This is a genomic window from Streptomyces sp. NPDC057565 (assembly GCF_042801455.1).
GTDB lineage: Bacteria > Actinomycetota > Actinomycetes > Streptomycetales > Streptomycetaceae > Streptomyces > Streptomyces yanii.
Genome location: NZ_JBHVFU010000011.1, coordinates 1 through 13,098, shown reverse-complemented (window position 1 = coordinate 13,098; position 13,098 = coordinate 1). Strand labels below are relative to the sequence as shown.

The window sequence follows — 13,098 nt, the reverse complement described above, 5'->3', positions numbered from 1 at the left end:
CCGGAGCGGACCTTGCTCCACCCCCATGGCGTTCGGTCATTCAACGCCGCTTTTCAGTCATCCATCCTCACGCCCGGTCGATCAGGTTCTTGATCAAAAGCAGTCTTGCAACTGTTCTTCCCGGATGTCCCGTGTGTACCGCTGATCTCCTTTCGGACTGCGGTCAGCAGCTGCTTTCCGTCGATGGTCAGTTCGGCCGCAGCTTCGAGTGTGTCGAGTGCCTGCGGCACCCCGTCCAGGAACCGGGGGTCGAAGAGACCCAGTCCCACCCGCTCATAGGTCATGGACAGCAGTCGGGAGAAGGGAACGGACTTTTCCTGCCAGGGCGTCCGATGGTCCCAGGCTCCGTCCGATGCGTACAGATCCGTGACGTCCACGAGGGCCCTCAGCTTGGCCCGCCGGAATCCGCGGAGCAGGCCGAGCGCCAGTTCCTCGGTATCCGTGCACACGCCGATCCCCAACGCCCCGTAGCCGTGCCGCCCCACAGCGGGGTGCCCGGTGGCGAGCGGCGTCAGCGCGATCAGGCTGCCCGCCGCTTCGGCCGCCTGCTCCGGCACGACCGCCATCAGCCGTTCCCAGGCCCCGGCGAGTCCCGCGCTCCACGCATCGGCCTCGGACTGCCCGAGCCGGGGAGCGACGGGCGTGTCGAAGCAGTCCCGGTACGGGTCGAGGTCGTCGAGTACGAAGCCGGGCGCCCCGCCGACACCCACGTGGCGCACCGGCAGCCAGCCAGGGTCTTCCGTCGACGTCCGCACGATCCGCCGTTCGGCGGGGTGCCCGTCCCGCCGGATCAGGAATCCGTCGTCGGTGGCGCGCACGAGAGCAGTCCCGTGTTCCCCCGGCCCACCGATCCGCGCCTCGCCGAGGGTGGGCAGGAAGATGCTGCCGTCCCGGTAGGCGACGGGGACATCCCGCTCGAGTCCGGCGCGTACGGCGGCAGCGGCCACGGACGACGACAGCCGCAGCGTCGCCGACCTGTCGGCACCGGGCCGGCCGTCGTACACGGCGTCCAGCGCGTCGAGCAGCCAGGTGCGGGTGTAGGGATGGGCCAGAACACCGTCCAGGCCACCGGCGCCCGCCTCCGTCCGGTCCAAGGCCTGCACCAGCTCCCAGGCCTCGTCCCAGCGCTCTCCGCCCCGGCCGTCGAGGTCCGCGTGGAGCCGGGCGAGCAGAGTCCGCGTCAGGTCCTGGTGCGCGGCGATCAGCTCGTGCGGCTCCGCGACCGCGGCCGACTCGGTTTCCGCCGCCGTCCGCACCTCGATGCCGCGCACCAGTGCTTCGAGATCCGCGCAGTACACCGAGGGGTTGTCGAATCCGCTGTCCGAGCGGTAGCGGTGTGTGTAGAGCCCCCCGCCGCACGAACGTACAACGGGGCAGCGTCGGCAGGTCTCGCTGACCCCGGCCAGGCCGAGCTGCCGCGCTCGCACCCCGGGGTGCGCCGCGACCTCGTCGAAGGCGTGCGTGAAGACGTCGAACCCGGTGGAGGCCGCGCCTTCATAGGCGCTCTTGAGCGAGTCCACCTGTTCCAGCTGCCCGTCGGTCTCGACGACGACGAGGTCCGTGGGGGCCAGGCCCAGGGATTCGGTGAGACTGGGTCCGCCGCTCAGGCTGGACAGGATCGAGGAGAAGAACCGCACCGGCACCGGCCGGCCCTGCTCTCTCCAGCGGTCGAAGATCGCGAGGAGCCAGTCGGCATAGGCCGTGGGCGATCCGTCCGGACGCGGCGGCGGCTGCTCCCAGGTGGCGTGCGGAAGCAGGAAGTCGATGAGCGGTGGATCGAGTTCGGCCAGGGCGTCGAACACCGCGTGCGGATCGTTCCGGATGTCGACGGTGCACAGCAGGCCGAGGTTGAGGTGCCGGTAGCGCTCCTGGCGGAGGAGCTCGACGGCTCGCAGGACCAGGGGGTGGCTGGTGCGTCCGTCGGCGAAACGGCGGTGCCGGTCGTTGGCGGCCCGGTCGCCGTCGAGCGAGATGCCGACCTTGACGCCGAACTCGTCGAAGAGGTCGAGATAGCGCGGGCTGAGCTGCAGACCGTTGGTATGGATCCGTAGATCGAGATCGGCGATGCCCTTCAGCGCCGAGGTGAGCTCCTCGCAGACGCGGCGCAGACGCGCGGGGCCCGCCAGGAGAGGCTCCCCTCCGTGCAGGATCACTGACACGGAGGGCAGCGCATGCGTCAGAGCATGCTCGGCCAAGCGTTGAGCGGTCCAGGAAATAGCCTCATCAGAGATTGCCTTAGGGCGGGTACGCCAGCTCTGATCAGCATGTTCATAGACGTAACAATGATCGCAGGCAAGATCGCACCTGCTGTGCACTTTGAGCACAATTTCGCGGAAGGGGACCAGGGGTCCTGTCATTCCGTCAGTCTAGCCACCTTACGGCGCGACTCAGAGAGCCGAGCTGAAGGTTGACGCCTTGGTGGAACGGCCGGTTGACGTGCTGAATACCCGATCGAGCTTCCTGGTGGCTTCGACGCCACGGATGTCGATCTCGGCGAGCGGCACACGGCTCTTCGCATTGGCGAAGGATGAGGTGGATTCGTTGGTCTTCACGGCCGTCCTTGATGGGATTGTTCCGGACACTGAAACGCTTCCGGCTACTGCATAAATGCAGTGTCCGGCGGCACGACTTTACTCCGCTGACAGCGCTTGGCAAATGCCGACGTCGCACGAAACGCAGCTGTCACACAGCATTACGCCGGACGGAACGCGACTCGACTTTCCGCCGTCGGAGTGAGGAGAGAAAGCGCAGGCCGGAGCAGATGACACGAGCCAGTTCCGGAAGGCCGGGCCCTCCCCTTCGCCGGCCTGTATGCGGGCCGGTGGGGTGCCCCTGCACCAAGGACGGGTGATGCGCCACCCCGATTTCGGCGAAGCGTACGTGGATTTGACTTCAGGACAGATGCGCGATGCCGCGTGTTCACTTCCGCTCCGTTCACCCGCCCGGCGCCACGCTCTGCCGGTTCCGTCCGCGAACGCCTCCCATCGGCTGCCTCCACCGAGCGGGCGGGCGGGTCCTGCCGGACCTCAGTCGAGCGGGGCGTTGAGATCCGTCCTCGCCCCCTTCATGCAGTCCAGGACACGCTCGTGGGTGTCACCCACGACATCGGTGACCCTGAACCGCAGGTACAACGCCTCGACGTCACGGACGAACCGCTTCGAGAAGGCACCCACCAGCACCGTTTCGTATCCCCCGGTGCCCACCAGGGGGAAGCCCGTCCCGAAGCGGATGATCTGGAAGTCCTGTGCGACGACGAGCCCGGCAGCTGCCAGTTCGGCCACGGCCTCGTCGAGATCGACCCACTGCGCACCGGCGGAGTCGGCCTGCCCGGCCAGGACGAGGCGGCAGTCCCAGGTATCGATCACGGCAAGGTGCTGCCCGCCGTTGAGCACGCCGACGCGCCACGCGGACGCATCCTCCTTCAGATGCCCCTTCTGCCAGGATCCGCGCCAGCCCAGATACGGCCGTACCGTGCGGGCGTACTGCGCCCTGGCCAGGACCGCGCCGCCGGCGACGGCCAGCAGACTGCCCAGGGCGTCCATGTCGAGCAGGTGCAGGCGCCACGGCCATTCGGTCTGCGCCTCGGCTGTGATGTTGGAGCGGATCACTTCCCAGAGAAGGATCGCGGTGAGCAGTGCGAGCAGCACGAGGGGTGTGGTGAACAGCAGTGGACTTCGTCGGATCCTCCGTTGGGCACCGGCCGTCGACTGAACGTCGCCCTCGTTCGCATCCTGCACCTTCGCTCCCCCCGGCGAGAGGCGAGACCCGGACACCACCAACAGGGAACTCGCCTGCAACAAAAGCAAGTTGACCAACCATGCCACAGCGTTTCGGATCGCACGAGAGCGACCGGATCCGGATCCGGGGAAGCAGCCGGCGCCCAGGGCACCATTGCAGTGTCAGGGCGGGCGACTCTACTCTCGTGCACCCGGTCGGCCTCCGCCCACGCACGCGTGCGCCCCGGGCACCGCACAGGGGCCTTCCAGACGTTCCGGCCGGACCGGACAGGCCATCCGCCTGGCTGAACGAGCATGTCCAAAACTGCAGACGGGGTGAACATGACGGCGATTCCCGGACCGCTTCAGTCCATGGTCTTCAGGAGCGAGGACCTCCCGGCGCTCTTCCACCACACGGACGCCATCGCCATCGCACGTCAGCGGGAGGCGGTCAATACGACCCGCGGCCAGCTGATCCTGCTCGTGGTGGGTGCCGTGCCGGCGGCCCTGCCGTGGCACGGCAGGATCGGTGGCTCATTTCAACTGCTCGACGCGGTGGGCGTGTTGGCCTATCTCGGGGTTCTGGTCACGACGTATGTCGCTTCCCGGCGCAAAGCAAAGTCGCATTGGCAACTGAACCGCTCCGCCGCCGAGTTCATCAAGTCGATGTGCTGGCGCTACGCCGTCCACGGCTCCCCGTTCGGCACCGGTACCCAGCACCCGGAAGCGGTGTTCGCCAACCGGCTCGAAGAGGGTCTGCAGGAGCTCAGGAAGGTCGGCTGGGTGGACCCCCGGGACGAGATGAACGATGCCGGCAGCGGGCTCATCACGGAGTCCATGCGGGAGCTACGGAGCAGGGCGTTCACGGTCCGCAAGGAGACGTACGTACGGGACCGGCTGATCGAACAGCGGCGCTGGTACCGCAGGCGCCAGCAGGTTTCGCGGCGCGGCGCGTTCGTCTGGTCGAGCGCCGTCGCCGCACTGACCGTCCCGGCGCTGACGCTCAGCCTGCTGCAGACGTTCGGGGCTGCCCGGTCCTTCGCCCTGACAGGGGCGCTCTCGGCGGCAGCGGCCGCCTGCCTCGCCTGGAACGAGATGCGCCGCCATCACCCGCTGATATCCGCGCACTCGCTGGTCGAGGAGGACCTGGAGTCGATGCAGGCCGCCATGGAGACCAGCCTGACCGAACGACAGTGGCCGGTCGCGGTCTTCGAGACCGAGCGGATCGTCTCCCCCGAACACACCGACTGGCTGGCACGGCACCGCATGTGAGGCGAGGCCGGTGAGATGACGTCGGATCAGGCGCGCTCGACCCCGTCGCGCCAGATGACCGTGACCGGGCGGCCGAGGGTCCGCGCATACGTCACGATGTCGCCCGTGCCGCCGAGGCCGCGGGCCGGCCGGCCGTCCCACACCGCGAGCAGCCGGTCACAGTGATCGGCGATATAGGCGCCCGCCGCGTAGTACGCCTCGTCGGTGGAGTGCGGAAAGTCCAGCAGGACCTCCCGGGCCGCCCGGTCCTTGAGGCTCCGGTAGCGGGCCAGTTCGGCGCCGGCGGCAAATGATGTCTCGTAGTCCCCGCTGGGGATGACGACGGTCAGTTCGGCCCCGTGGGCGAGTGCCAGGTCGGCGAAGAGCTGATCCGCGCCCACGGCCAGGCTGGAGAGGGCTTCCAGGGAGCCGTCGAGCCCGCAGAGCGCCGCCCGGATCCCGGCCAGCACATGGGCGTGTGCCTCCTCGGGAATGCTGCGATGGCCGGTCACTCCGATGCGTTTCACGGACTGGAACCCCCTGGAGTGTCTCCGGGGGTTCCCGGAGGACATCCCTCCGGGGGGCACAGCATCCGCCCCCGTTGTTCCTGCGCGACCGACCTCCCCACATCCTCTCAAAAGCCGCGGGGTGTGCGGGAGCCCCCGCCCGGAATTCGGGCGAGGGCTCCGTCATGTGTGCGATCGGGTGCCGGCGCGTCAGTAGACGCTGACGCCGTATGCGCTGAGCGCCTCGGTGACCGGCTGGAAGTACGTCGTACCGCCGGAGCTGCAGTTGCCGCTGCCGCCCGAGGTCAGTCCGATCGCCTTCGTCCCGGAGTAGAGGGGACCGCCGGAGTCGCCGGGCTCCGCACAGACATTCGTCTTGATCATGCCGTAGACGATGTCTCCGCCGCCGTAGTTGACCGTGGCGTTGAGACCGGTGACGGAGCCACTGTGGATGCCGGTGGTGGAGCCGCGACGGGTGACGGACATGCCGACCGTGGCGTTGGCCGCGCTGGTGATGTCCTGGCTGCCGACGGTACCCGCGTGGGCGACGGAGGTGTTGTCGTACCGCACCAGGCCGTAGTCATTGGTCGGGAAGCTGGATCCGACCGTCGGGCCGATGTACGTCGACTTCGACGAGTTGGTGTACCAGGGCGGGTTGCCGTCGGTGCAGTGACCGGCGGTCAGGAAGTAGTAGGTGCTGCCGCTGCGGACGTTGAAGCCGAGGGAGCAGCGCCAGCCGGGGGCGTAGATGGCGTCGCCGCCGGAGAGCAGCTTGCTGAAGGTGCCGGATGTGCGCTCGATGCGCAGGGCGCCGGCGTTGGCGCCGGCGGACTTCTTGATCTGCTTGATCTCGGCCTGGGTGACCGTGCTGTCGGCGGTGACGACGAGGGTCTTGGTCGCCGGGTCTATGTTCCAGGCGGTACCGGCGATGTCGGCGCCGAGCACCGCATCACTGGCGGCGGAGAGCTGGTTGGTGCTGAATGTCGTGGTGGAGTCGGCCTGGGCGCTGGGGACGGCGATGGCAGCGACGGCAACCAGGCCCGCGGCGACCGCGACGATCCGGCTTCGTCTCGCTGTGGCGCTGAGGGGGGTGGTGCGCTTGTTCCTCACTTGTCATTCCTCCCGAGGGGAAACGGGGGTCCGCCTGTGGGGTGGTCGGACCCGTGAGGCGCAGTCGGGGACACGGTCGCGTCTCCGCATTCCGGATGCGACGTGTTCCTGACAAGCGCTGCTCGGGAGTATTCAAGGCGTCAACTTCGCGCGCAAGAGGGCCCTTTGGCCTGAACTCACCGCAACGGGGCCTGATGTACCTCCCACCGCTCGCCCACTGGTGCCACGACCGGCGATGTCTGCCCCGTGAGGAGCGTCGTCCGGTGCCTGCGATCGCAAGCGGGTGATCTTCCTCGTACTGGACGTACGTGGACGACTGAGGACAGCGCACAGCGAGATGCCGTGCCGGGACGTCGCGGGCCCACGAAGATCGGTCGGACGGAGCTCAGGCCCCGGCAGCGCGCGGGTCGCCGGGGCCTGAACCGATCGGGTGCGGTGGTGCGTCAGTGGTCGATCCGGTTCCGCTCCCCCGCTCCGACGGCGACCGGCAGGGTGTTGCCGGGCGGCGGGAAGGGGCAGATGAAGTGGTCGGCGAAGGCGCACGGCGGCAGCAGCGCGCGGTTGAGGTCGACGGTCACGCTGCCGTCCTCGGCCGGCGCGGCCGGCCGCAGGAAGCGGAAGCGGTAGCTGCTGTTCCCGCTGGTGGCGTCGGCGAAGACCGCCCAGAGCGAGCCGTCGTGCTCGACCGCGACCTGAAGCGTGTGCTCGGTGCCGTCCACCTCGAACGCGATCTCGCCACCGAGGCCGAGCCCCCGCTCGACACCGTCGGCGTTCTCGACCCGGACCGTGCGGGCGGTGGCGTACGGACGGAAGGTGCCGGACAGCACCCAGCGGGCGTCGTACGGCGTCGCGTCGATGGCACGGAAGGCCTTGCGTGCCGGGGAGTCCGGGTCGAAGTCCCGTACGGCCCAGAGCCCTTCGCGGCTCAGCACGACCAGCCGACGCTCGCCGTGCGCGACGCGGGACTCGCCGATCGGGCCGCGGTCCGCGGTGAGCCGCGCCTCGCCGGTGAACGGCTTCCCGTCGACGGTGAGCCCGTCCTCGACACCGGCCGTGAGCACCAGTTCGTCGCCGTCCTCACGCCATTGCCCGGGAAGGGCCGGAATTCGACCCTCCGGGTGGTCGGAGAGCCAGTGGGTACCGGTGAGGGAGAGCGGTCCGTAGGGCGCCGAGACCGTGGCCGTGCGCTCCTCGTGCCAGTGGATCCAGTCCTGGGCTGCCTGCTGTGCGTCCGTACTCATGCGATCAACCTTTCCACACCGGCTCGGCCAGCCCGAGATGCGACCGCAGAGTGGAACCGGTGTATTCGGAGCGGAAGGCTCCGCGTTCTTGGAGGAGCGGGACGACCCGGTCGACGAAGTCGTCGAGGCCGCCCGGCGTGAGATGCGGTACGAGGATGAAACCGTCGGCCGCGCCGGTCGAGACGAACTCGATCAGTTCCGCCGCGACCGTCTCCGGGCTGCCGATGAACGACTGCCGGCCAGTGGTCTCGATCACCGTCTGCCGGATGGACAGCCCCTTGGCCTGCGACAGCGCGCGCCACCGGGCGGCCACCTCGAGCTGGTCACCGATCCTGACCCGGCCTTGCACCAGAGTCGAACCGGGGACCGGGTCGATCTCGGGGAGCGGCCCGTCGGGATCGTACGAGGAGAGGTCACGGCCCCAGATCTGCTCCAGGGCGAGGATCGCGTTCTGCGGGGAGATCTGCTGGAGCCGGATCTCGGCCGCACGCTCCTGCGCCTCGGCGTCGCTGTCGCCGAGGACGACGGTGACCCCGGGCATGATCTTCAGTTCGTCGGGTTCCCGGCCGTACTTCGCCAGCCTCGCCTTGACGTCGGCGTAGAACGTGCGGCCCGCCTCCAGAGTGCCGTGCCGGGTGAAGATGACGTCGGTGGCGGACGCGGCGAACTCGCGGCCCTCCGCGGAGTCCCCGGCCTGGATGACGACCGGGTGGCCCTGCGGGGAGCGCGGGACGGTGAACTCGCCCTCGATGGTGAAGTGCTGTCCGTGGTGGTGGAAGGGGCGCGGGGTCCCGTCGGGAGTCCAGGTGTCCCACAGCTCGCGGGCGGTGGCGACGAACTCGGCGGCCCGGGTGTAGCGGTCGGCCCGGTCGAGGTAGCCGCCGCGCCGGAAGTTCTCCCCGGTGAAGGCGTCGGAGGAGGTCACGACGTTCCAGGCGGCCCGGCCGGCGCTCAGGTGGTCGAGGGTGGCGAGCCGCCGTGCCAGTTCGTAGGGCTCGTTGAAGGTGGCGTTGACGGTCGCGGCGAGCCCGAGCCGGTCGGTGACGGCGGCCAGCGCGCTCAGCACCGTGAGGGACTCGGGACGGCCCACCACGTCCAGGTCGTGGATCCGGCCGTTGTGCTCGCGCAGTCGCAGCCCTTCCGCGAGGAAGAAGAAGTCGAACCTGCCGCGCTCCGCCGTGCGGGCGAGGTGCTCGAAGGAGGAGAAGTCGATCTGGCTCTTCGAGCGGGGGTCGGACCAGACGGTGGTGTTGTTCACGCCGGGGAAGTGGGCGGCGAGATGCATCTGCTTCTGCGTCGGTGCGGTCATGCTCGTCCCTCCGCGAGGGCGTATCGGTTGGCCGGCCGCGTCAGCCCCAGGTGCTCGCGGAGCGTTCCCCCGGGGTAGAAGGTGCGGAACAGGCTGCGGTGCTGCAGCAGGGCCACGGTGCCGTTGACGATCCGTTCGAGATCGCGTGCGGGCGTGAGGGGTGTGAGGTGGAAGCCGTCGGCGGCTCCGCCCCGGTGCCACTGGCCGATGAGTTCGGCGAGGTCGACCGGGCCGCCGCGATAGTACGAGCCCCCGGCGGCGAGCCGCGGTCCGCTCTCCGGACCGGGTTCGGGTGCGGTCTCCGCGTCCCCGAGATCCACGGTGAGCGCCACCAGCACCCGCAGGGCATCGGGGTCGCGGCCGTACGTCGCGGCACGGCGCCGTACCTCCGCCCGGATGCCGGCGGCCTGCTCGGGTGTGGTGGCCCGTACGAGCACGACATCGGCGTGGCGTGCGGCGGCGTCCTGGCTCGGTCCGCCCGTCCCGTCGATGACGGTGACCGGGTGGCCCTGCGGGGGCCTGGGCACGATGGCGGGTCCGCGGACGGTGAAGGTGGCGCCTTCGAAGTCGACGTAGTGCAGCTTGGCGCGGTCGATGAAGCGCCCGGTGGCGACGTCACGGATCTCCGCGTCGTCCTCCCAGCTGTCCCAGAGCCGGGCGCCGGCCTCGGCGGTGTCGGCGGCCTCACGCCACAGGTCCGCGGCGGGGGCGGCGGGCCGCCGGCCGAAGAGCCGGGCCTCGGCTCCGGTCGTCGACACCTCGGCGCTCCAGCCCGCCCGGCCGCGGCTCACCCAGTCCAGGGTGGCCACGGCGGACGAGACGTGGAACGGCTCGGTGTGGGTGGTGGTGACGGTCGGCACCAGCCCGATCCGGCGGGTGGCGGGCGCGACCCGGGAGAGCACGGCGAGCGCGTCGAGGCCGGGGCGGGCGAACGAGTCGCCGAGGGTGACGAAGTCGAGGCTCCCGCGCTCGGCCAGCTGGGCGAGCGCGGTGTAGTGCGGGGCGTCGTAGTGGGGCGGACCGCCGATCTCGGCGGCCAGATGAAGTGCGGTGGTGGCAGGCATGGCTGTGCGGACCTCTCGGGGCTCAGTTCTTGGGCTTGGGAAGGCCGGGCGGGTTGATCTCGGACTTCTCGACGGCCTCGTTGGAGAGCCCCCAGCGCTGCAGCACCCTGGCGTACGAACCGTCCTCGATGATGTGGTCGATGGCGGCCGCGTACGCCTCGACCAGGCCGCTGCCCTTCTTCGTGGTGGCGGCGATCTTCCCCTGGACCCCGTCGCCGCCGCCCGACAGCGTGCCGACGATCTCGGACTGACCGGCGGACGCGACGTGGTAGTTGGCGGACGGGCTGGGGCCGAGGTAGGCGTCGATCCGGCCGGACTGGAGCGCCAGGTAGTAGTCGGTGTCCTTCTGGAAGTACTTGATGTCGACGGGCTTGCGCCCGGCCCTCTCGTTCTGTTCGCTCCAGTCGACGAGGATCTTCTCCTGGTTGGTGCCGGACGAGACGGCGACGGTCTTCCCCGCCACGTCCTTCGGGCCCTTCACCTTCCAGCCGGATCCCTTCTTCGCCTCGAAGGCGATGTTGTCGAGTCGATAGGTCGCGAAGTCGTACTTCTCCTTGCGCTCCTCGGTGACCGTGACGTTCGACAGGACCCCGTCGAACTTGGAGCTGTCGAGGCCGACGAAGAGGTTCTCCCAGGAGACCTGCTCGAACTGCGGCTTCAGCCCGAGCGTGTCGGCGATCAGGGTCGCTATGTCGATCTCGGAGCCGATCCGGGTCCTGTCGTCCGTGGCGTAGAAGCCGAGCGGCGGGGACGCGTCGGCGCTCGCGCCCAGTCGCAGCGTGCCGCGTTCACGGACGGCCTTCGGCACCTTCGCCGCGACGGCGTCGACCTTCCTGCCTCTGATCCGGTGCTGGTCGGGCCCGATGTTGATGCCGGTGCCCTTCTGACCCTTCGGCTTGATCTCGTCAGTGGCGGCGTCGCTGGTACCGCAGGCGGTGAGCAGCCCCGCGGCGGTGAGGGTGGCGAGCGCGGCGGCGAGGGTGCGGCGGACGGACACGTGCGTACTCCTTGGAGGAAGGGCGGGAGAGGACATGGGGGTCACAGGACCTTGGAGAGGAAGGCGCGGGTGCGCGGGTTGTCCGGGCGGTCGAGTACGTCGGCGGGGGCGCCCTGCTCGACGATCCGGCCCTCGTCCATGAAAACGACGGTGTCGGCGACCTCGCGGGCGAAGCCGATCTCGTGCGTGACGACGATCATCGTGGTGCCGCCACGCGCCAAGTCCTTGATGACATCGAGGACTTCGCCGACCAGTTCGGGGTCGAGCGCCGAGGTCGGCTCGTCGAAGAGCAGCAGCTTCGGTTCCAGGGCCAGCGCGCGGGCGATGGCGACCCGCTGCTGCTGCCCGCCGGAGAGCTGCTTGGGGTACGCCCCCGCCTTGTCGGCGAGCCCGACCCTGGCGAGGAGCTTCTCGGCGGCGGCGACGGCGTCCTTGCGGGGGCGTCGCAGTGCGGAGACCGGCGCCTCGATGATGTTCTCCAGGACCGTGAGGTGCGGGAAGAGGTTGAAGTTCTGGAAGACGAAGCCGATCCGGGTGCGCTGGCGCAGGACCTCGCGCTCACGGAGCTCGTACAGCTTGTTGCCGTCCCTGCGGTAGCCGACAAGGGTGCCGTCGACGCTGATCCAGCCGTGGTCGACCTTCTCCAGGTGGTTGATGGTGCGCAGCAGCGTTGACTTGCCTGAGCCGGACGGGCCGAGGACCACGGCCACTTCTCCGGCGCGTACGGACAGGTCGATGCCGCGCAGGACTTCGAGGGTGCCGAAGCTCTTGTGCACGGCGCGGATCTCGACCATGGCGTCCGGGGAATCGGTGGTGGTGTCCTTGGTGGTGCTGCTCATCGCGCGGCCCCCTTGGCGTAGTGACGTTCGACGTAGTGCTGGAGGACGGAGAGCGCGGTGGTCAGGAGGATGTACCAGACGGTGGCGACCATGAGCAGGGGCACGACCCTGCCGTTGCGCCCGTAGACGACCTGGACCTGGTAGAAGAGCTCGCCGATCGCCATCACCGAGACGATCGAGGTGCCTTTGAAGAGCGAGATGATCTCGTTGGCGGCGTTCGGCAGGATGGAACGCATCGCCTGCGGCAGCACGATCCGCCGGAGCTGCCGGTACCGCGGGATCCCGAGGGCGGCCGCCGCCTCCAACTGGCCGCTGTCCACAGCGAGTACACCGCCGCGGACGATCTCCGCCGCGTAAGCGGCCTGATGCAGGGCGAGTCCGAGGACGGCCGCGCTCATCGCACCGACGAGGTTCATCGTGTCGAAGGAGAAGAAGCCGGGCCCGAAGGGGATGCCGAACTGCAACTCCTTGTAGAGATAGGCGAGGTTGAACCAGAAGAGCAGCTGGACGATGAGCGGGATGGAGCGGAACGCCCAGATGTACGCGTAGGCGACCGCGCTGAGGAACGGGCTGGCCGACAGGCGCATGAAGGCGAGCACGATGCCCAGCGCGAAGCCGAGAACCGTTCCGTAGAAGGTCAGTTGGAGGGTGACCCCGACGGCCTTGAGGATGATCTCGGCGGTGAAGAAGCGGGCGAAGACGTCCCACTCCCAGCCGGGGTTGGTGACCAGGCCGTGCAGGAACTGGGCGAGCAGGACGGCGGTGGCGGCGACCGCGACCCATCGCCAGGGGTGGCGTACGGGGACGACGGTGAGCGCACCGTGGTCGACGCCGCCATCCGTATCGGTGCCGGTTCCGGTATCGGTGTGCGGACCGGCCGGCCGGTCGAGGGGTGGATCGCTGGTGAGCGACATGGGAGTCCTTGGGGTGCGGGCGATGGAGCTACGGAGGTACGAGGCCGGGACGGCGTCGGGTCAGACACCCCATGACGTTTGAGGTCAAGCGGCATGGGGATGTGCGTGGTGCGACCAGGCGGTCGCTTCGTCGTAGTGGGTGCGGGTCTTG

At 69.2% G+C, this 13,098-nt stretch carries 12 protein-coding genes; 1 reads left to right on the top strand and 11 read right to left on the bottom strand.

Translation table 11 applies throughout. From position 1 onward, the window contains the following. Positions 1-53: 53 nt before the first annotated feature. The 3 genes from fxsBH to ACFU8W_RS21375 form a co-directional block, all read right to left on the bottom strand. Positions 54-2,357 carry a radical SAM/SPASM protein FxsBH, inactivated beta-hydroxylase extension form gene (gene fxsBH, locus ACFU8W_RS21385; RefSeq protein WP_384039442.1) on the bottom strand — a complete coding sequence of 768 codons (2,304 nt, stop codon included), beginning with the start codon at positions 2,355-2,357 and terminating at the stop codon, positions 54-56. A gap of 30 nt (positions 2,358-2,387) precedes the next feature. Further along, complete coding sequence (locus ACFU8W_RS21380; RefSeq protein ID WP_208857661.1) at positions 2,388-2,552, bottom strand: FXSXX-COOH protein; 165 nt, start codon at positions 2,550-2,552, stop codon at positions 2,388-2,390. A 474-nt stretch (positions 2,553-3,026) separates the two neighbouring features. After that, positions 3,027-3,737 (bottom strand): hypothetical protein, encoded by a 711-nt coding sequence (locus ACFU8W_RS21375; protein WP_384039439.1) that lies wholly within the window; start codon positions 3,735-3,737, stop codon positions 3,027-3,029. Between the two features lie 321 nt (positions 3,738-4,058). Between ACFU8W_RS21375 and ACFU8W_RS21370 the strand changes: the two genes are divergently transcribed. Then, positions 4,059-4,988, top strand: a complete 930-nt coding sequence (locus tag ACFU8W_RS21370; RefSeq protein ID WP_384039784.1) for a DUF4231 domain-containing protein — start codon at positions 4,059-4,061, stop codon at positions 4,986-4,988. A 26-nt stretch (positions 4,989-5,014) separates the two neighbouring features. Here ACFU8W_RS21370 and ACFU8W_RS21365 read toward each other — a convergent pair whose 3' ends face one another. The 8 genes from ACFU8W_RS21365 to ACFU8W_RS21330 form a co-directional block, all read right to left on the bottom strand. Continuing rightward, positions 5,015-5,494 carry a hypothetical protein gene (locus ACFU8W_RS21365; RefSeq protein WP_327247179.1) on the bottom strand — a complete coding sequence of 160 codons (480 nt, stop codon included), beginning with the start codon at positions 5,492-5,494 and terminating at the stop codon, positions 5,015-5,017. Between the two features lie 189 nt (positions 5,495-5,683). Continuing rightward, a complete protein-coding gene (locus ACFU8W_RS21360; protein ID WP_384039436.1) occupies positions 5,684-6,583 on the bottom strand; it encodes a S1 family peptidase in 900 nt (299 codons plus the stop codon). Positions 6,584-7,026: 443 nt separating this feature from the next. Next, positions 7,027-7,824 carry a DUF1684 domain-containing protein gene (locus tag ACFU8W_RS21355; RefSeq protein ID WP_384039433.1) on the bottom strand — a complete coding sequence of 266 codons (798 nt, stop codon included), beginning with the start codon at positions 7,822-7,824 and terminating at the stop codon, positions 7,027-7,029. A 4-nt stretch (positions 7,825-7,828) separates the two neighbouring features. Beyond that, entirely contained in the window at positions 7,829-9,133 is a 1,305-nt protein-coding gene (locus tag ACFU8W_RS21350) for an NtaA/DmoA family FMN-dependent monooxygenase (protein ID WP_384039430.1), read from the bottom strand. Next, a complete protein-coding gene (locus ACFU8W_RS21345) occupies positions 9,130-10,197 on the bottom strand; it encodes an LLM class flavin-dependent oxidoreductase (RefSeq protein WP_384039427.1) in 1,068 nt (355 codons plus the stop codon). The genes ACFU8W_RS21350 and ACFU8W_RS21345 overlap by 4 nt, the downstream gene beginning before the upstream one ends. 22 nt (positions 10,198-10,219) lie before the next feature. Continuing rightward, positions 10,220-11,194, bottom strand: coding sequence for an ABC transporter substrate-binding protein (locus ACFU8W_RS21340; protein WP_384039425.1), 975 nt, complete (start codon positions 11,192-11,194; stop codon positions 10,220-10,222). Between the two features lie 41 nt (positions 11,195-11,235). Beyond that, entirely contained in the window at positions 11,236-11,988 is a 753-nt protein-coding gene (locus ACFU8W_RS21335) for an amino acid ABC transporter ATP-binding protein (protein WP_384039781.1), read from the bottom strand. 41 nt (positions 11,989-12,029) lie between these two features. Then, entirely contained in the window at positions 12,030-12,947 is a 918-nt protein-coding gene (locus tag ACFU8W_RS21330; protein ID WP_384039422.1) for an amino acid ABC transporter permease, read from the bottom strand. Positions 12,948-13,098 lie beyond the last annotated feature (151 nt).